17 protein-coding genes, 1 tRNA gene and 1 pseudogene are annotated in these 19149 nt (G+C 28.1%); 12 read left to right on the top strand and 7 right to left on the bottom strand.

What is annotated here, in order from left to right:
- The 3 genes from Q0J90_RS05990 to Q0J90_RS05980 all read left to right on the top strand — a co-directional run.
- Positions 1-1043, top strand: a 1043-nt coding sequence (locus Q0J90_RS05990) for a carbon starvation CstA family protein (protein WP_297277031.1), incomplete at its 5' end; no start/stop codon positions are given.
- Positions 1044-1260: 217 nt separating this feature from the next.
- Positions 1261-1683, top strand: a complete 423-nt coding sequence (locus Q0J90_RS05985) for a hypothetical protein (RefSeq protein WP_028330841.1) — start codon at positions 1261-1263, stop codon at positions 1681-1683.
- A 46-nt stretch (positions 1684-1729) separates the two neighbouring features.
- Positions 1730-4492: a tol-pal system YbgF family protein gene (locus tag Q0J90_RS05980; protein ID WP_297277030.1), complete on the top strand. Its 2763-nt coding sequence runs from the start codon at positions 1730-1732 to the stop codon at positions 4490-4492.
- 84 nt (positions 4493-4576) lie between these two features.
- Here Q0J90_RS05980 and Q0J90_RS05975 read toward each other — a convergent pair whose 3' ends face one another.
- On the bottom strand, positions 4577-6238 hold the full coding sequence (locus tag Q0J90_RS05975) for a formate--tetrahydrofolate ligase (protein WP_297277029.1): 1662 nt from the start codon (positions 6236-6238) through the stop codon (positions 4577-4579).
- A gap of 196 nt (positions 6239-6434) precedes the next feature.
- On the opposite strand from Q0J90_RS05975, the gene Q0J90_RS05970 reads away from it, so the two are divergent.
- On the top strand, positions 6435-7397 hold the full coding sequence (locus Q0J90_RS05970) for a Gfo/Idh/MocA family oxidoreductase (protein ID WP_297277028.1): 963 nt from the start codon (positions 6435-6437) through the stop codon (positions 7395-7397).
- Between the two features lie 6 nt (positions 7398-7403).
- Here Q0J90_RS05970 and Q0J90_RS05965 read toward each other — a convergent pair.
- The 4 genes and pseudogenes from Q0J90_RS05965 to Q0J90_RS14715 all read right to left on the bottom strand — a co-directional run bounded on the left by Q0J90_RS05965 (position 7404) and on the right by Q0J90_RS14715 (position 9902).
- Positions 7404-8350: pseudogene (locus Q0J90_RS05965) on the bottom strand (dipeptidase).
- Positions 8340-8585, bottom strand: coding sequence for a hypothetical protein (locus tag Q0J90_RS05955; protein ID WP_297277026.1), 246 nt, complete (start codon positions 8583-8585; stop codon positions 8340-8342). Before Q0J90_RS05955 ends, Q0J90_RS05965 begins: the two are co-directional and overlap by 11 nt.
- Entirely contained in the window at positions 8585-8944 is a 360-nt protein-coding gene (locus Q0J90_RS05950; protein ID WP_297277025.1) for an ECF transporter S component, read from the bottom strand. Before Q0J90_RS05950 ends, Q0J90_RS05955 begins: the two co-directional genes overlap by 1 nt.
- 70 nt (positions 8945-9014) lie before the next feature.
- A complete protein-coding gene (locus tag Q0J90_RS14715; RefSeq protein ID WP_367173851.1) occupies positions 9015-9902 on the bottom strand; it encodes a hypothetical protein in 888 nt (295 codons plus the stop codon).
- A 34-nt stretch (positions 9903-9936) separates the two neighbouring features.
- Between Q0J90_RS14715 and Q0J90_RS05940 the strand changes: the two genes are divergently transcribed.
- Complete coding sequence (locus tag Q0J90_RS05940; protein WP_297277024.1) at positions 9937-10071, top strand: hypothetical protein; 135 nt, start codon at positions 9937-9939, stop codon at positions 10069-10071.
- A gap of 189 nt (positions 10072-10260) precedes the next feature.
- Here Q0J90_RS05940 and Q0J90_RS05935 read toward each other — a convergent pair whose 3' ends face one another.
- The gene (locus tag Q0J90_RS05935) at positions 10261-11616 is read right to left on the bottom strand and encodes an FAD-dependent oxidoreductase (protein WP_297277023.1); all 1356 of its coding nucleotides are present in this window, start codon (positions 11614-11616) and stop codon (positions 10261-10263) included.
- Positions 11617-12008: 392 nt separating this feature from the next.
- Here Q0J90_RS05935 and mtnK point away from each other — a divergent pair, with 392 nt between their 5' ends.
- Together mtnK and Q0J90_RS05925 are read left to right on the top strand one after the other, a co-directional pair.
- Positions 12009-13232 carry an S-methyl-5-thioribose kinase gene (gene mtnK / locus Q0J90_RS05930; RefSeq protein WP_297277022.1) on the top strand — a complete coding sequence of 408 codons (1224 nt, stop codon included), beginning with the start codon at positions 12009-12011 and terminating at the stop codon, positions 13230-13232.
- 31 nt (positions 13233-13263) lie between these two features.
- Positions 13264-14325: an S-methyl-5-thioribose-1-phosphate isomerase gene (locus Q0J90_RS05925; protein WP_297277021.1), complete on the top strand. Its 1062-nt coding sequence runs from the start codon at positions 13264-13266 to the stop codon at positions 14323-14325.
- Here Q0J90_RS05925 and Q0J90_RS05920 read toward each other — a convergent pair.
- Positions 14322-15779, bottom strand: coding sequence for a phosphohydrolase (locus Q0J90_RS05920; protein ID WP_297277020.1), 1458 nt, complete (start codon positions 15777-15779; stop codon positions 14322-14324). The genes Q0J90_RS05925 and Q0J90_RS05920 overlap by 4 nt on opposite strands.
- A gap of 160 nt (positions 15780-15939) precedes the next feature.
- Between Q0J90_RS05920 and Q0J90_RS05915 the strand changes: the two genes are divergently transcribed.
- The 5 genes from Q0J90_RS05915 (at position 15940) to pth (Q0J90_RS05895) (ending at position 19103) form a co-directional block, all read left to right on the top strand.
- A tRNA-Gln gene (locus tag Q0J90_RS05915) sits at positions 15940-16011 on the top strand.
- A gap of 21 nt (positions 16012-16032) precedes the next feature.
- Positions 16033-16986 (top strand): ribose-phosphate pyrophosphokinase, encoded by a 954-nt coding sequence (locus tag Q0J90_RS05910; protein WP_297277019.1) that lies wholly within the window; start codon positions 16033-16035, stop codon positions 16984-16986.
- Positions 16987-17003: 17 nt separating this feature from the next.
- On the top strand, positions 17004-17588 hold the full coding sequence (locus Q0J90_RS05905) for a 50S ribosomal protein L25 (protein WP_297277018.1): 585 nt from the start codon (positions 17004-17006) through the stop codon (positions 17586-17588).
- Between the two features lie 28 nt (positions 17589-17616).
- Positions 17617-18207 carry an aminoacyl-tRNA hydrolase gene (gene pth, locus Q0J90_RS05900; RefSeq protein ID WP_297277017.1) on the top strand — a complete coding sequence of 197 codons (591 nt, stop codon included), beginning with the start codon at positions 17617-17619 and terminating at the stop codon, positions 18205-18207.
- Complete coding sequence (gene pth, locus Q0J90_RS05895; RefSeq protein ID WP_297277016.1) at positions 18204-19103, top strand: aminoacyl-tRNA hydrolase; 900 nt, start codon at positions 18204-18206, stop codon at positions 19101-19103. The genes pth (Q0J90_RS05900) and pth (Q0J90_RS05895) overlap by 4 nt, the downstream gene beginning before the upstream one ends.
- Positions 19104-19149: the final 46 nt, after the last annotated feature.

Here is a 19149-nt window from a genome sequence, read left to right as displayed (position 1 = left end):
CTGATAAATTTCCGTTCTTAGCTTTAACTAAAGTTCATTGGCAAATAATATTGGTAATATATATAATATGTGCTTCTCTTCTGCCTGTGTGGATACTTCTGCAGCCTAGAGACTATTTGTCTTCTTTCTTATTATATGCTATGGTAGTAGGAGGTGTTATTGGTTTGGTTATAATGAGACCTGCTATACAAACTCAAGCTTTCACAGGATTTATGCCTAGTGCTGGAAACTATTTATTCCCAATACTTTTCATCACTGTTGCATGCGGTGCTATATCAGGCTTCCATGCTCTTGTAAGCTCTGGTACTAGTGCTAAACAGCTTAATAGCGAAAAAGATGCTAAACTTGTAGGCTACGGAGCTATGCTTATAGAAGGTATAGTTGCAATAGTTGCTTTAATGAGCGTTGCTGCAATTGCAGGAAATACTGAAGGAACTCCAGCTGCTAGATTTGCTTTAGGCGTTGCAACATTTATGAATTCTTTTGGAATACCTATGGGATTAGGTCAAACTTTTGTTACTTTAGCATTCGCTTCTTTTACTTTAACTTCTTTAGACAGTGCCACTCGTATAGGAAGATACTTGGTTCAAGAATTGGGTGAATACTATACTGAAGATGGAAGAACAGTAAAAACTGTATTTACAAATCCTTATCTTGCTACAGGTATTACTGTTGCCATATCTTTAGGATTTACTCTTTACGGCTATGAAAGAATATGGCCTATATTTGGAAGTGCTAACCAATTATTAGCTGGTTTATCATTATTAGCAGTTGCTGCTTGGATAAAAAACCGCCAAGGCAGAACTTCTTGGGAAAACGTTATACCTCTAACATTCATGTTTGCCGTTACACTTTCTGCTTTAGCTTTAGTAGTATATACTAACATTATGAAAGCTACTTTTGACGGATATGTATTAGCTGGTATAGCTGCTGTTATGATCGTATTGGCTGTTATAGAATTGTTCATTACTGGTCAATGGGCTAAAGGATTAAAAAACAGAGAAACTGCTTCAAATCCTAATGATGCTATAAAAAATAAATAATATTTAATATATAAATATTTACCCCTTTCATAAATAATTATGAGAGGGGTTTTTTATTTCTAAATTATATAAAAATCAAAAAATAGTATAAATATTTACTGATTTATTTTTCAAACAGCTATAGTACATAAAAATAATTTTATTTAATAAAATTTTCAGTATTTCCGATATAACATAAGTATTATATTTTAAATAAAGGTGAATACTTTCTAATATTATGTCTAATAAAAAATTTAAATTAAAAGAGGAAAAAGCGGTATTTGCTGATATAAGGTCAGCTATATCAATTGCAATATTTGACAGTGAAATAAGTAATTACGACGGCAGTATAGATACAGATGTTAGACGTGCTGTTATGTATAATAAAATAGTATTTGAAAATCTTGTAAAAAGACTTTTTTCATATTATTCAAGCAGAGAGGATAAAAAAGACAGATTAAAAGAACTTTCTCTTATAAAAATGTTAAAAAATGACAGCGTATCTTTATCTAAAGAGAGATTATATTACATAGAAAACCCTGATGAAAAAACATTTGAATTTTTAAATGATGTTTTAGATAAAAATAAAAAAGTGAGAGGATATAGCGAATATATACTTTATTCTCTATTTAATCATTATTTTGACTATATAAAGAATTAATAGTTTTAAATATTGTCCTTAAATTTATAAAAAGGATCGTATTATTATGAAAAAATTTCTTATAATATCTTTAGCAGCTATTTTAGCAGTATCATTATCATTACTTGGACAGAATGCAGCACCTAATGATAAGAGAAATATAGACAAAGAATTTTACAATGCGGAAAAACTTTTCTTCCAAAAAAAATATAATTTTGCAAGAGAAGCTTTTTTACTATATTTAGAAAAAAGACCATTGTCTACAAATGATATGCTCTATTATTATATAGGTGCATGTTATTTTCAGGATAAACAATATGAAAATGCAATCAATTATTACAAATTGGCTTTTGATATAAATGATTCATACTCATATTGTAATAATATAGCAAACTCATATTATCAATTAAAAAATTACGAAGATGCTTTAGTTTGGTATAATAGATCTATACAACGTCTGCACTCTCCATACGTAACAAAATTGAATTATGAGGTATTAACAAATTATACTATTTCCCAAAATGTTGTAACAAATACGATATTTACATTTGATGTTAATGCTGCTTCTTCTAATGAAAATGCAACAAATATATCTATAGGAACAAATGAGTTAGGAAGCACAAATTTAATTTCACCTATTGATACGAATACAATGTCAACAAATTTATCATCCGATACAAATGCAATATCTGATGCAATAAATAATTTAAATCAGTCAAATGAAACTATAAAAAATACATTAGATAATACATTTATAAAATTGCCTTTGTTTACTAATGTTATCATAACAAATACTTACACAAATGAATATGAGTTTACGAATACTACTGTTATATTTGAAGCTAATACAAACTTTAATCTTGAGGTTGTAGATCCTTCAGTATCTGAAACTTCTCTTCCTCCTGATAATGTTACAAATGAAATAAATACAGGAGATTCAAATAATGTAGTTATGAATACCAATTCTACAACTACTGGTTCTACTTATGTTGTAACAGAAGAAAATGAAGAACCTTATATCGTAACAAATATAGTGATTATGACTAATGTTATGGATACAAATGGAAACATGGTAGAAATAAAAACTAATATAGCTTCTGTTGATTTATATAATACTTGGGCTTTATATTACAGTGCATATTTAAATATGGGACATACATTTATAGCACTTGGAGAAATAACTAATGCTGCTATAGCTTATGAAATATTTTTAACAAATGTAGGAAATGATTATTACCAAAAAGAGTCTTTAGAAAAAGTTATATCTCTAATAAGAAGTAATGATACATCTGTTAAATTTATACCGTTTACAAATAATCATAGAGTAAACACTAATAATGACGGAAGCATAACAACAGAAAATGTATTTCCTAATTTTGATTATGAAAGAGAAACTTTATATGATAACGGCGTAAGAATAACTTATGAAAACGGAAAAGTAGAAAGAACAAAAATGTACTCAAATAATTATGAAGTTTCTGATACAATATATCCTTATGGTAAAAGAGAAATAGAAATATTATTTGAAAACGGAGACAGAAGAGTAGAAACATATATGATAGATAATTCAAAATCTATCAATACAAAAACATCTTCAGGAGATACTTTTGAATATACTTTATATCCTGACGGTTCTTTTATAAATAGAAAAACATTAGAAAGCAACAAAGCATTTGTAGTAGAAAGATCTGACGGTTCTATTACAACAAATTATAAAGATGATAATGGAGCATTCTTCTATACTAGAAGTTTGGATGGTACAGAAGTAAAAAGAACAGAAGATAATTATGGAAATATTGTAACAGAAACAAAACGCGTTGATGGTGCTGTTATAGTAAAAACAGAAAATCCGGATGGAAGCTATGTAGTAGTAGCTAATTATATAGACGGAAGTATAGGAACTACAACTGTTGATGCTAATGGTGTAAGCAATTTAAAAATAGTTTATCCTGACGGAAGAGTTGAAGAAAGAAATTCCGAAGCATCCGGAGCAGGAACATTCTCATATAATGTTAAAGCTGACGACGGAAGCATTATAACAAAAACATATAATGATGACGGATCTTTCACTGTAGTAACCAAAAAAGTTGATGGTACAGTTATAACCGATACTGTTGCTGAAGATACTATAAGTGAAATAAAAATGCCTGACGGCACTACAATAAAAAGAATAATAAGAAAAGATGGATCAAGAGAAACAACAACTATCAATAAAGACTCAACTACTGTAATTGAAGTTGTGGCATCAGATTCAAGCAGCGTAACAACTACCAGTAAACCTAACGGTTCTATTACAATAGTAACAAGAGATGTTGCCGGCAATACTGAAACAACTGTTACGGAGGCAGACGGAAGCACATCTACTACAAAAACTTATATAGACGGAAGAAGTACGGTAAATGAAGTGAGAATTAATGGTGTTACTATAGATATAAACAATGACGGAAGAAATAAAACTACAATAGCAAAAGATGCTGAAGGATATGTAGTTGAAATAAAACAGTATAAAAACGAAGATCCTGAAATAACATTACTTGATCCTTTAGGAGAAACTGTTGATGCTGAAACAGCAAAAACTGTTATAAGAAGAATGGATTTAAGTATAACTGTAGATGATATAGACAATCTTAAAAAAGAAACAGCTGCTGCAGTAACAGATGAAACAACATCTGCTGACAGTACAGCTGAAACAGAGGAAACAGCAACTACTGATACTACAACTGAAACAGAAGAAACAGTACCAGCTGATAATACAGATACAGCAGCAGAAACAACACCTGCTGATAATACTGCTGGTACAGAAACAACTGATACTACAGCTGCAGAATAAAAAAATAATTAATACAAAAAATAAGAGCTATGATTTTTTTCATAGCTCTTTTTTATTTTTATATTTTATAAAATTAATATCTAATTAGAATAATCCGCTTATCTTTCCATTTTCATCTATATCGATATTGCATGCCGCAGGAACTTTAGGAAGTCCTGGCATATCTATTATACCTCCTGCCATAGCAATTATAAAACCAGCACCTGAAGCAAGTTTTATTTCATCAATATTAATAGTGTAGCCTTTAGGAGCATTCAATAAAGCAGGATTGTCGGATATAGATTTTTGAGTTTTTGACATACAAATAGGAAGATTTCCAAAACCTATACTTTCTATTTTTTTCATCATCTTATTAGCCTTAGCAGAAAACTTAATATCCCCTGCCCCATATATTTCTTTACATATAATTTCTATTTTTTCTTTTATAGTTTTTTCCAATTCATATAAAGGTTTATAATTAGATTCTTTGGAAGCTGCTTTTACAACTTTTTCTGCCAAATCTTTTCCGCCTTCTCCTCCTTTCTCCCAAACCTCGCATAATGAAATATCAACGCCCATATCCTCACAATGTTTTTTTATTAATTCTACTTCTTTATCAGTATCGGATGAGAATTTATTGATAGCAACAACAACAGGAACATTATATTTTTTCATGTTTTCAATATGCTTATCCAAGTTATCAAATCCTTTATTCAAAGCATCTAAATCTTCTTTATTAAGCTCTAAAGCTCCGCCATGATGTTTTAATGCTCTTATAGTAGCAACTAATACTATGCAGTTAGGCTTCAATCCAGCAACACGGCATTTTATATCAAGAAACTTTTCAGCACCCAAATCAGCAGCAAAACCAGCCTCTGTAATAGTATAATCAGAAAGTTTTAAAGCTAATTTTGTAGCAAGTACAGAGTTGCATCCATGTGCAATATTAGCAAAAGGTCCTCCATGAACTATAGCAGGAGTATTTTCTAATGTCTGCACCAAATTAGGTTTTATAGCATCCTTAAGCAAAGCACAAGCAGCACCTTCAACTTTTAAATCCTTAACTTTTAAAGGATTATCATTAACATCATAACCAAATACTATATTTCCTATTCTCTCTTTTAAATCCATCAAAGAATTAGATAAACAAAGTATAGCCATAATTTCAGATGCAACTGTTATTTGAAATGATGACTGCCTTGTAACTCCGTTCTCACTGCCTCCAAGCCCTATTACAATATCACGCAATGCCCTGTCATTCATATCAACAACTCTTTTGAATATTATCTTATTTGTATCTATTTTTAATTCATTGCCTTGTTTAATATGATTATCAATACAAGCAGATATCAAATTATGAGCACTTCCTATAGCATGAAAATCTCCGTTAAAATGCAAATTAATATCTTCCATAGGAACTATTTGTGCATATCCTCCTCCGCATGCCCCGCCTTTAATTCCAAATACCGGACCAAGAGAAGGTTCTCTCAAAGCAGATATTGCATTCTTACCAATTTTATTTAGTCCCTGAGTAAGCCCTATTGTTACTGTTGATTTTCCCTCTCCTGCTGGTGTAGGTGTTATAGCTGTTACTAAAACTAATTTGCCATTAGGTTTATCTTTTAGCTTATTCAAAAGAGACAATTCTATTTTTGCCTTATACTTACCATAAACCTCATAATCATCTTCGCTAAGATTAAGCATTTTTGCAATTTCATCAGCTTTTTTTAATTTGCATTCTTGTGCTATTTCTATGTCAGTTTTCATAATAACTCCTTGAATATAGTAGTTTAAAAAAGAAAAACTAATTAATAACAACAATATACTATAATTTTTAAATATTTGATATATATAATCAGTAATATTTTAAATAATTTAAACAATTGATGCAAAATAATATTGAATTTTGTAATAATTATAATTATAATCTTATTTAATAAATTTTATGATAAAGGAATTATTAATGGATAAGGTAAATATAAGTCTTATAGGCGTGGGAAGAATGGGACAGTTCCATTTAAATGTTATAAATCAAATTAATCAAATAAATTTATCAGGCATATATGATGAAAATAAAAATCATCTTGATGAAATATCTCAAAAATATAATATAAAAAAATTCAATAGTATTGATGAAGCTATAGATAATGCAGATGCTGTTATAATAGCAACTCCTACTATATACCATTTTGAAATAGCAAAAAAAGCTGTAGAAAAAGGAAAACATGTATTAGTAGAAAAACCAATGACAGAAACTTATGCTCAGGCATTAGAATTAGAAGAAATAGTAAAAAAGAATAATGTTATATTACAAGTAGGACATGTTGAGAGATTTAATGGTGCTGTACAGGAACTTCATCATATAATAGAAAAACCATATTTAATAGAAGCAAGAAGATTGGCTCCTTTTACTCCGCGTATTACTGATGTAGGAGTTGTATTTGATATAATGATTCATGATTTAGATATAGTAACTTCTTTAGTAAAAAAACCAATAATAAAATTTTCAGCAAGCGGTAAAAGAATAAGAACAAACAATGAAGATATAGCGAGTGCATTATTGGAATTTGAAGATGAAACTATAGCAACTATAAGTGCAAGCAGAGTAACTCAGGAAAAAATCAGAACTTTAGCAATAAGCACAGAGGAAGCATACTTTATATTAGACTATGCTACACAAGATATAACTATACATAGACAGGCTATGAGTCAAAGTAATATAAAAACTTCTGTAGGTATAAATTATAAACAAGAATCTATTATAGAAAGAGTATTTATACATAGAGATAACCCTTTAAAATTAGAGGATGAACATTTCGCTAATTGCATATTAGGAAAGGATCAAATATTTGTATCCATAGAAGATGATGTTAATACTATAAAATTAACAGAAGAAATATTAAAAGAAATAAAAAAGACTTGGTAATAGTTTTTACATTATTTCTTTTATTACTCTATGAAAATTGCCGTATTCAATTTTCATTATTTCATCATTGTTAAAGCCTGAATCTTTAAGCAGGTTTATAATATCATAGGATTTAGAAGCATTTTCTAAACCTTTTACATAAGGAGTCTCATCATCTTCAAAGTATTCATTATAATCAAAACCAAGTCCTATATGATCAATTCCTATTTTATCTGCTATATATTTAATATGATCTATTCCTCTGTAAATAGTATGTTTATCTGAATTTTCATCTATAAACCACTTGTATGAGTTAAATCCAACAACACCATTAACATCACGAATAGCTTTTAATTGTTCATCTGTAAGATTTCTAGGACTATTGCATAATACTCTGCTGTTGGAATGCGAAGCTATTATAGGGTGTGAAATTATATCAATAACATCCCAAAAAGATTTATCATTTAAATGGGATACATCAACTATCATACCCATTTCCTGCATTTTTTTCACAACTTTTTTACCTAATGCTGTTAATCCTTTACTAGAATCTCCTCTCACTCCTGATGCTAATTTATTTTCTTCATTCCATGTTAAACTAGCATGCCTTGCCCCATATTCATAATACTCATCTATCAAATCAATATTATCATCTATAGATATAAGTCCTTCAAAACCTATAAATATATATATTTTATTTTCTTTTTGTGCTTTAAGCATTTCATCATAGCTTTTTACTATGGATATTATATCATTTATATATTCAAGTTCATTTGATATTGCATTTTGTATTTCCCTTACCTATCTAATGCTCTTGAATAATTTTTAGGCTCTACCCATATAACAAATATAGAACCTCCTATATGTCCTTTTACTAAATTATCATAATGATATTTTTTTATAATATTATTTTCGCCTCTTAATGTTTTAACTGTAACATCTGTCCAAATATCTGAATGAGCGTCAAATATCATCTGTTTCCTCTTTTTCTTCTATTTCTTTTTCTTTATTATTTTCAACGTTTACAACTTTTTGAAAAAATACAATTTTTGTAACCGCTATATAAACAATTAAACATGATAAAATCTTGTCAAGTATATTAGCTAATATCCTCGCCATGAATGAAGCTTTACTTACATTTATACCTTTATCAACTAAAGAATTTATAAAATTGTCTACTGTTCCTCCTGTAAATCCGTCAGATAACATTATAGATATTGGGTTCCTATTAACGGAGCAATAATTCCTATGATGATACCTGTTATTACAGAAGATGTAAAATTAAATCCAAATTTATATGCTATAAAACCAACTACTAATCCTATCACAGCATTGATTATAGCAAAATATAAATGCGAATAACTTAATGAAAATGATAAAATAACATTAGTTAAAATACCAACTATTGCTCCATATACTGGGCCAAGTATAACCGCAGATAATACAGTGCCTATAGAATCCATGAACAAAAAAGGTATTTTTAACATAAGTACTATATAAGTAAAAGTAAAATTTACTGCTAAACTTATAAAAATAATTAATGTATTATATTTTAATCTATTATTCATAAATATACCGAAAACATATAATATTAAAATATATAAAAATAAAAAAAAATTCAATATAAAAAAATTCTAGCTATCTTTCATTTATCTTGAAAAAATATACTTTTTTTACAGCTATAGAAACTAATACGCAAGATAATAATTTATCTAATATAGCTGTTGATAATGTTATAATAGAAGTAGATATTATTAAATTTTTACCGCTGCTAAGTAAATCTTGAATAAATACATCTATGGTTCCGGAAGTAGTTCCATTAGCCAATAATATAGAAATAGGTATGGATATAAGTCCGCTTATAATACCTATTATAATACCTGATATCAAAGCTGTTTTTATATTAAAACTATATTTCCTTGCTATACATCCAGCAGAAAGCCCTATAATAGCATTTACAATTGCAAAATGTATATTTAAATAATCTATTGAAAAAGAAAATATTATATTTGTAAATATACCAACCAAAGCACCGGCAATAGGTCCTATTATTACCGCTGTTAATATGGTTCCTATAGAATCCATAAATAAAAATGGTATCTTTAATAGAAGAACTATATATGTAAAAACAATATTTACTATAATTCCTAAAACAAAAATTATAATATCATATTTCATTTTTTCATTAAAAAGATTTTTAATTATTGTATAATACCCAATAATGGAATTTTTATAAACTTTCTTTCTATAAAATACTGCAACAATCAAACATGAAAGTATCTTATCAAGTAAAGTACTTAATAAAGTTCCCAATACAATAGCTGTCTCTGCATTCATACCTTTAGTCATTAAATATTGAATTGTAAAATCTAAAGTTTTAGCTATATTTCCTTCAGATAATATTATTAATGTAGGTATGGATATTGCTGATGATATAATTGCAAGAACTACTCCCAAAAATACAGCCATTCTTATTCCAAAACCATATTTATTAACTGTGAAACCAACTACTAAACCTATTATCACATTGACAACCGTAAAGTGTATATTGGCGTAATCCATGAATAAAGATAATATAACATTAGTAAAAAGTCCCGCTAAAGATCCGTATATGGGACCTAAAACAACGGCGCTTAATATAGTGCCTACACTATACATAAAAATAAAACATATTTTTAAAGATGCAGCTATGTAAGATAATACAAAATTTAGTATTATACTTGCAATAACTATCAATAGTTTTTTATATATTCCTGACTTAATCATATTGTTCCAATTTAAGATTATTACAAATAATAACTTAATATAAAAAAAATGCAAATAAAAAAGCCCTAATAAAAATATTTATTAGGGCTTGATATCACTTGTTTATATTATAATTTCATTACTTAGCTGTAAAAGCAACCATAGTCATCCAAGATAATGGCTTGTTGTAGTGAGGTAGGAAGAAGAAGTCAGACAAAGCGAATTCCTGAACTGTCATGCCTCTTTGAATAGCAAGAGAGAATGCGTGAATAGCTTCAGCATGATTATGTTTAGAAGCAATTTGAGCTCCTAGCAAACGTCCAGTACCTTCTTCATAAACAATTTTTACTAATACATCTTCATAAGTAGGCATAAATTCTGGTCTTTCAGCATCTTTAAAGAAGTTAGATTTTACTTTCAATCCTTTTTTCTTAGCAGTATCTTCAGACCATCCAGTAGAAGCCATATTGTATCCGAATACACAAATAGCATTAGAACCTTGTGTACCGCAGTATTCTACTTTATTTCCAACTATATTATTAGCAGCAACTATACCCATTCTTACAGCGTTAGTAGCTAAAGCAATGTATTCTTGTTTTTCAGAAGCTCTTGAATATACAGTAGAACAGTCACCTATAGCATAAACATTTTCATCTTTAGAAGTTTTCATTGTAGTATCTACAACGATAGCACCATTAGGAAGAGTTTCTAAATAATCTTTGTAAAGTTCGCTATTAGGTCTGAAACCAACTGACATTACAACCATATCTACATCATAAGAACCTTTATCAGTAACAACTTTCTTAACTCTGTCGTCACCTTCAAATTTCTTAACTGTTTCACCTAAATGCATTTCTATACCAGCTTCTTTGATTCTTTTTTCAGCTTCATCAGTGATTTCTTTATCAAAGTAGTTAGCCATAACTCTAGGCATAGATTCCATTAATATAACTTCTTTTCCATGGTTTTTGAATGCTTCAATAAGTTCAACACCTATATAACCAGCACCTACTACCATAACTCTTTTTACATCTGGTTTAGCTATTTCATCAATAATTTCCTGACCCTGCTGATATAATTTAGAGAAGAAAATACCTTTTTTAAGTCCGTAAGTAGTTCCTTCCTGCATCAAACCTTCAATAGGAGGAGTTACAGGCCATGAACCAGTAGCAAGAATAAGCTTATCATAATTATCATCAAATTCTTTTCCAGTTTTTAATTCTTTAATATGTAATTTTTTGTTAGCCCAGTCTATTTTCATTACTTCATGTCCCATGTGAACATCAATGCCTTCACTTTTTAAACTTTCAGGACTAGCATAGAATAAACCTTTAGGATCTTTTACAACACCACCAACCCAAAGCGCTATACCGCATGCTAAGAAAGATATATTATCATTTCTATCATAAGTTACTACTTCACATTTTTTAGAAGCTGCCAATGTTTTTGCTGCCCATGTACCAGCATGGTTACAACCTATTACTATAACTTTCATAATATTTAACCCCTTTTTTTTAAAAAATTAATATATATTTTAGTAATTATTATAGTACAAAAAATATACTTAGTCAAGGTATATTATGTAGTTAATTACAATTTCACATATTTACATATATTTTTATATAATAATTTAAACAATTCTTATATATTAAATATTATATAAACAATACACATAAAGATAATTATAAACTATCAATTCACTTATTAAAAATATTATTAACATATTATCATACTATATATAATATTAAATATAATTACTATTAAAAGAATGTAAAATACCATATTATAAAACATAAAAAATCATCCACAAAAAATTATAACATCATTGATATTTATACTTTTTATGCTATAGTTTCTAAATAAAAAAATTATTTATAGGTTTCATTCATGGTAAAATTTGACGAATATTTTTTAATGGAAGAAAAAGATGTTCTTGCTTATGTAAAAAATAAACTACAATATTTTGATCCTAATGATAAGATAACATGTCAGGAAATAGGAGATGGAAATATAAATTATGTTTATAGAATAAGCAACGGCAGTAATTCTATTATATTAAAACAGGCTGGTGTCCATACAAGAAGCAACTCATCTGGAAGAGTACTTGATACTAATAGAAATACAAGAGAAGCAGAAATTTTATCATATTATGGTTCTTTGCTTCCTGATGCAGCTCCTAAAATTTTTCATATAGACAATACAATGAAACTATTTATAATGGAAGATTTAAAAGGATACCTTGTATTAAGAGATGCTCTAATGCATGGACATATATATCATCATCTATCAGAGCAAATATCAGAATTCATAGTGGAAACTACTCTATCATCTGCAGATTTTTTCATTGATACTTTTTATAAAAAAGATAATGTTGCTAAATATATAAATAAAGAACTATGCAAAATAAGCGAAGAGCTTGTATTTAGAGAACCTTTTTTTAATATACTTAATGAAAATGTATTTTCAAGTTCTTTGTCTCAATTTGTTAAAGATAATTTGTATAATAATAAAATACTTCAATCAGAAGCAGCAAAACTTAAATATGAGTTTATGAATAATACACAGGCATTAATACATGGAGATTTGCATACAGGTTCTATATTTGTGAACGATGATTATATAAAGGTTATGGACTGTGAATTTGCTTTTTACGGTCCTATAGGATACGATTTAGGAAATGTCATAGCTAATTTCATTTTTGCCTATGTTTATCATATAAACGTTACTAATGATAAAAATTATACTTCATTTTTATTCCGTGTTATAAATGATATTATTAAATTATTCAAAAATAAGTTTATAACAAAAACCATACATGACTCAATAGATGTATCAATAAAAAATGACTATTTTATAGAATACTATTTATTAGAAGTATTGAAAACATCTTTTGGTATTTGCGGACTTGAAATACTAAGAAGAACTACCGGATGTGCAAGGGTTAAAGAAATAGAATCAGTTGATGATGAAGAATTAAGAAGAAATATAGAATATATGCTTCTTAATATAGGTATAGAATGTATAATGTATAGAGATAGAATCTCTGAAGAAGAAAATTTTATGGAAGTTATAGATAAAGTTATATCTAAAATAGATTTTAATAATATTTGATATGTTATTTTTTAACTATTAGGAGTTTTTTATGTCTTCAATAAATAGAATAGATAAAGAATTAGCTTTTATGCTTCAATTTGAAAACGTTGCTTGGTATGATGAAGGATGCGTGAAGATATTAGACAGAAGAGTATATCCTAATAAAGTTAATTTTGTAGAATGCAAAACACATAGAGAAGTATCAAAAGCAATAGCAGATATGGTAACTCAAAGTGCTGGTCCTTATTTAGCTGTTGCTATGGGAATGGCGCTTGCAGGCTATGAATCTAAGCATTTAGAAGGAAATGACAGAATAGAATTTTTAAAACATGCCTGCAATACTTTAGCTAATTCAAGACCTACTACAAGTTCTAGAATGATGTCTATAACTAAATCATGTTTAGAGGCTGGAACAGAAGCTATAAATACTGGAAAAGACCCTATAGAAGCTATGTTTAACAGAGGTATAGAACTATCTACAAAAAGATATTCAAAAATAAAAAAAATAGCTGAAAATTTAGTATCAATGTTTCCTGATAAAGGCACTATACTCACTCAATGTTTCGGAGAATCTATAGTCGGATTTATGATACAGGAATTTCAAAAGAAGAATAAAGATATAAAAGTTGTATGTGCAGAAACAAGACCATATTTTCAAGGTGCAAGACTTACAGCAACAGTTGCCTATGATCAAGGAGCCGATGTAACTGTTATAACTGATAATATGGTAGCATATACCATGCAGGAGAAAAAAATAGATGTATTTACTTCTGCTGCCGATTTAATATGCTTGAATGGGGCTGTAGTTAATAAAATAGGCACTTTTCAGATAGCAATAGTAGCAAAATATTTGGGAATACCTTATTTTGTAACTGGTGCTCCTGATAAAGGCTATAATGGATTTAATGATGTGCATTTTGAATTCAGAGATGAAAAACTTGTAACTGAAGCTATGGGAGTGAAAACTTCTAAAGAAGGTGTAAAAGGATTTTATCCTGCATTTGATTATACTCCTCCTCATTTAGTAAGTGCTGTTGTTACAGATTTAGGTATTTATTCACCTTATGATGTGTTTAAATATTATATTGGAAATGATGAAGGCGAATATTAATTAAATGGATTTTTTATATTTTCTTTTTTTACATCTATTAAAAATTGAATAAACAAATCAAATAATATAGGATCAATTTGAACTTCATTTTCTATATAATTTACATACATTAAATCTATAGCTTCTTTTACGCTTAAACCTTTTCTGCTATAATTTTTTTGAGGAATAACTATTGTATCAAATAAATCAACTATTTCTAATACCTTAGCAGGAAAAAATGATAAACTATCTAATGAATAAATATCTTCAGAATAATAAGATACCAGCCAAGCGGGAGATAATGTTTTATTTTCTTTTAAATATGTAGATATTATATTTGATAAAATACTGTATCCATATCCGTAATATTCATGATGCATTCCAACTATTAAAGAAATATCATTATTATAATTTCTAAAATACCTTAAAAATTGATATCCTTTAATTGCATGAGAAGTAGAACTCTTACTATAATCTTTGCTTTTTTTAACATTCAAATAATCAAGTTCTTTTACTTTTACAACATCATGCCAAAACGCCCCGGCAGCAAAATTGGCTATTCTTTCTATAGATAATTTTTTAAACCCATTTTTAAAAATATCATCGAAAGTTATTACTTTTTTATCTATATTATAATTTTCAAATACTCTTTTATAATAATTATAATATTTAGTGTTAAAATTGATAATGGATTTAAGAGAAAGCTGCTTTGATACTTCATCATTATAGTATAATAAAAATTCTATAAAAGTTATAAAAACCCTATTTCCATGACCTATTACATTTCTGCACTTGAAATTATCAATTTTATAAAACAAATCTATATCAGGGTATATTTTATTTATTAATTTACTAACAACAAGTATTAAATTATTTGATATATACTGAGTATCATAATATTCTACATTATCAAAATCAGGCTGATTAATAGTATCTTTCATAGCATTTAATAGATGAATTAAATTTATTCTTTCTATAAAGGCTAATTCACTAATTATATCAAGTATATATTGTATTGAATTTTCATCAAATCCTTCATTTAGATACTGATCCAGTATATCAATATAATTATTAAGAGAAATAAATCTTTCTTTAGGTGTTTCTTTAAGTATAACTTCTAATATATCGTATTCAAATTTTTTAGTTTCTTCAGAATCAGGCATGCAGTCTCTATAAACTTTAAAAAACTGATTAATATCTTTTAAATTATGATAATCTCTCTCTTCTTTTTTTAATCTATTTAAAAAAATATCTATAACTTCTTTTGAAGGTTTTTCTATATAAAAGTTAGTAAATATATCTTTATTAATACAATTTCTATCAAATAAAATATCTAATTTATGATTAGGAATTAATAAACTCACATTATCATTATTAGTACATAATACTCCATTAGTATGCATTTTAATAATATTTAAATTAGTTTTAACTATATTCAAATCTATAGGGATATAGTTATTAATATCTATTGTCATAATTTGCCTTACCTTATAATATCTATAATAAACTATTTTGATTTTTTATCAATATTTTTTTTAAAAAATTAGCTAAAATATAATTATAATACTTGACATATTTTATTGATATAGTATAATACGGAACTCATAGATTTAAATAAATAAATTTTATGACTACTGGGGTGTCGTCAAGCGGTAAGACAATTGGTTTTGGTCCAATTATTCGAGGGTTCGAATCCTTCCACCCCAACTTTTCTAAATGGTTAATTAAATGGGCATAGCAGACGAAATATTAATATTAAGCGGAACAGCAAATCCTCAATTGTCTGAAGATGTTGTTAATAACTTAGGTCTTAAGTTAGGTAATATGGAAATACGCAAATTTGCAGATGGAGAGACCTTTGTTCAAATTGAAGAAACTGTTAGAAACAAAGATACTTATGTAATACAGCCTACAGGCAGACCTTCAAGCAGTGAAAGCTGGATGGAATTATACTGTATCATAGATGCTTTAAAAAGAGCAAGTGCTAAGCGTATTACAGCAGTTATACCATATTACGGATATTCAAGACAAGATAGAAAAAATGAACCTAGAGTTCCTATAACAGCTAAGTTAGTTGCTAATTTATTATCAGAATCTGGTGCTCATAGAGTTTTAGCTCTTGATTTGCATGCTGCTCAAATTCAAGGTTTTTTTGATATACCTGTTGATCACATGCTCTCTAAAAATGTATTTTTGGATAAAATAAAAAAAGATTTAGATATGTCTAATTCTATAATAGTATCACCTGATATAGGCGGTGTAGGAAGAGCAAGAGCAATAGCTAAACAGTTAAATTTAGATATCGCTATTATAGATAAGAGAAGAGACAGAGCTAATGAATGCGAAGTAATGAATATAATAGGCGATGTTAATGGTAAAGATGCCATTATTATAGATGATATAATAGATACAGGCGGTACTCTTATAAAAAGTATTCAGGCATTAAAAAATGCCGGAATGAGAAAAATATATGTTTTTATTACTCATGCTGTATGTTCAGGCGATGTTTATGAGAGAATAAATGCCAGCGAAATAGAAAAGCTCTATATAACAGATAGTTTAAAAGTTATGAAAGACAGATTAGGCAGCAAAATAGAAGTTCTTTCTGTAGCTCCTGTTATTGCTAATGCCATTAGACATATACACATGGAACTTTCAATAAGTGTGCTATTTGATAAGTAAAATAAAAGGAAATAAATATGAGTGAGAATTATACTATTAAAGCTTTACAAAGAGATACAAAATTTAAAAGTGTTGGACGCAAATTAAGAAATGAAGGTTATGCTTTAGCAACTCTTTATGGAAGAGAAAATCAGTACTCTATTGCTGTAGAATTAAAAGAGTTTACAAAAGTTTTTTCATTAGCAGGTCAGCACGATATCATTACTTTAGATATACAAAATAATAAAGCTAGAGAAGTTTTAGTAAAAGATTATCAAATAGATGGTATAAAAAGAAGTATTAGACATATAGATTTCTATGAAATAGACAGAAATAAAAAAATCAAAACTTATGTTCCTATTCACATTGAAGGTACTCCTGAAGGCGTACGCTTAGGAGGAGGTACTCTTGAACAAGTTGAATATGGTCTATCAGTAAAAGCTTTCCCTGGTTCTATACCTAGAGAATTAATTGTTGATGTTAGTGAATTAAAAGTTGGAGACAGCTTGCATATTAGCGACATTAAATTCCCGGAAGGTGTTGATCCTGTAGGCGATGCTTCTAAAGCTATAGTTACAGTTGTTACTACTCAAGATGATGATGCTAATAAAGGAGCAGAATAATCTGTAGTTATTAGGATTAATACTATATATGATGAAGTTAGTAATGGGACTTGGGAACCCAGGTGAACAATATAAAAATCATAGACACAATGTTGGCTATATGATATTAGATAGAGTAGCCAAAAAGCTTAATGTTGAATTGGATATCAAAAAAAAGAAAACGGTTTTTGGAAGAGCAAAGCATGGTAAAATGGAGTATTTGTTATTAAAACCGCTAACTTTTATGAATCTTTCAGGCGAAGCTGCTCTTTATATGGCTAGTTTTATGAAAATTACTGTAGAAAATATCATTGTTATATATGATGATATTAACATACCTATAGGAGAATTTAAAATAATACCTGCCAAGAGTGATGAAAATGATGAAGATACTGAAAATTACGAAATAGATCATAATGGTGTAAAAAGTATAGAAGATTCATTAAAAAACGGCAACTTTACAAAAATTGGTGTTGGAATAGGTGCATGCCCTGAAAATGAAGAAAAAGCAGATTTCCTACTGTCTCCATTTACTAAAGATGAAAGAAAAAAAATTAAAGATATATCAGATAATGTTGTTGATGCTGCATGTATAGCTTTATTTGAATCTCCTCAGGCTGCTAAAAAGAAATATTCATGATTACTAAATTAGTTATTGGTCTTGGCAATCCAGGCGAAGAATATAAAAACAATAGGCATAATGTCGGATTTATTATGCTTGATAAAATAGCACAAAATCTTTCCGTTAATTTTGACAATAATAAAAAGAAATCTTTGTATGGAAGAGCTAAAAAGAATGATATAGAATATATATTGCTCAAGCCTCTCACATATATGAATCTTTCAGGAGAATCTGCATCTTATATAACAAAATTTTTCAATATAAATGTAGAAGATATAATAGTAATATATGATGATATGGACATACCATTTGGAAGTTTTAAAATAAAAAAAGGCGGAAGCTCAGGCGGACATAATGGAATTAAAAGTCTTATTGCTCATTTAAAAAGTGATGACTTTACAAGAATTAGAATTGGTATAGGAAGACCAAGTGCCGGAAAACAAGTAAATGATTATGTATTATCATCTTTCAATAAATCAGAAATAGAACAATTGGATAATGATATTGCAATATATATAATTGAAGCAGTAAAAACAGCTTTATTTGAATCTCCTATAATAGCACAAAACAAATATAATAAAAGAATCAATAATAAAAAAGATGAAAAAAAATCAAAGGAGAATAAGAAAATGATTAAAATAATAGCTAAAAATCCTGTTAAACAAGAAAATAAATCAAAATTTATAGAAACTGCCAAAGAACTTATAGAAAAAAGTAGAAAAGAAGAAGGATGTATATCTTATAGTTTATATGAGAGTACAGACGGTAAATACCTTACTTTCATAGAAGAATGGAAAGATGAAAAAGCAATAGAATCTCATAATAATTCGCCGCATTTCAAATCAATAGTTCCAAAACTTGGAGAATTAATTGACGGAGAAATGGATGTTGTATTATATAAAGAAATAAAATAAATCATTTAAAAAGCAAGTAACTATTAATTTTAGTTTCTTGCTTTTA

It is taken from the genome of uncultured Brachyspira sp., assembly GCF_944390595.1.
GTDB lineage: Bacteria > Spirochaetota > Brachyspiria > Brachyspirales > Brachyspiraceae > Brachyspira.
This window is presented reverse-complemented; position numbering and strand designations above follow the sequence as displayed.

What these genes read in the sequence shown, in the direction of transcription:
- Q0J90_RS05985 (WP_028330841.1), top strand. Translation starts at nt 1,261, where the DNA reads ATGTCTAATAAAAAATTTAAATTAAAAGAGGAAAAAGCGGTATTTGCT.
- Q0J90_RS05980 (WP_297277030.1), top strand. Translation starts at nt 1,730, where the DNA reads ATGAAAAAATTTCTTATAATATCTTTAGCAGCTATTTTAGCAGTATCA.
- Q0J90_RS05975 (WP_297277029.1), bottom strand. Translation starts at nt 6,238, where the DNA reads ATGAAAACTGACATAGAAATAGCACAAGAATGCAAATTAAAAAAAGCT.
- Q0J90_RS05970 (WP_297277028.1), top strand. Translation starts at nt 6,435, where the DNA reads ATGGATAAGGTAAATATAAGTCTTATAGGCGTGGGAAGAATGGGACAG.
- Q0J90_RS05955 (WP_297277026.1), bottom strand. Translation starts at nt 8,585, where the DNA reads ATGTTATCTGACGGATTTACAGGAGGAACAGTAGACAATTTTATAAAT.
- Q0J90_RS05950 (WP_297277025.1), bottom strand. Translation starts at nt 8,944, where the DNA reads ATGAATAATAGATTAAAATATAATACATTAATTATTTTTATAAGTTTA.
- Q0J90_RS05940 (WP_297277024.1), top strand. Translation starts at nt 9,937, where the DNA reads ATGAATAAAGATAATATAACATTAGTAAAAAGTCCCGCTAAAGATCCG.
- Q0J90_RS05935 (WP_297277023.1), bottom strand. Translation starts at nt 11,616, where the DNA reads ATGAAAGTTATAGTAATAGGTTGTAACCATGCTGGTACATGGGCAGCA.
- mtnK (WP_297277022.1), top strand. Translation starts at nt 12,009, where the DNA reads ATGGTAAAATTTGACGAATATTTTTTAATGGAAGAAAAAGATGTTCTT.
- Q0J90_RS05925 (WP_297277021.1), top strand. Translation starts at nt 13,264, where the DNA reads ATGTCTTCAATAAATAGAATAGATAAAGAATTAGCTTTTATGCTTCAA.
- Q0J90_RS05920 (WP_297277020.1), bottom strand. Translation starts at nt 15,779, where the DNA reads ATGACAATAGATATTAATAACTATATCCCTATAGATTTGAATATAGTT.
- Q0J90_RS05910 (WP_297277019.1), top strand. Translation starts at nt 16,033, where the DNA reads ATGGGCATAGCAGACGAAATATTAATATTAAGCGGAACAGCAAATCCT.
- Q0J90_RS05905 (WP_297277018.1), top strand. Translation starts at nt 17,004, where the DNA reads ATGAGTGAGAATTATACTATTAAAGCTTTACAAAGAGATACAAAATTT.
- pth (WP_297277017.1), top strand. Translation starts at nt 17,617, where the DNA reads ATGATGAAGTTAGTAATGGGACTTGGGAACCCAGGTGAACAATATAAA.
- pth (WP_297277016.1), top strand. Translation starts at nt 18,204, where the DNA reads ATGATTACTAAATTAGTTATTGGTCTTGGCAATCCAGGCGAAGAATAT.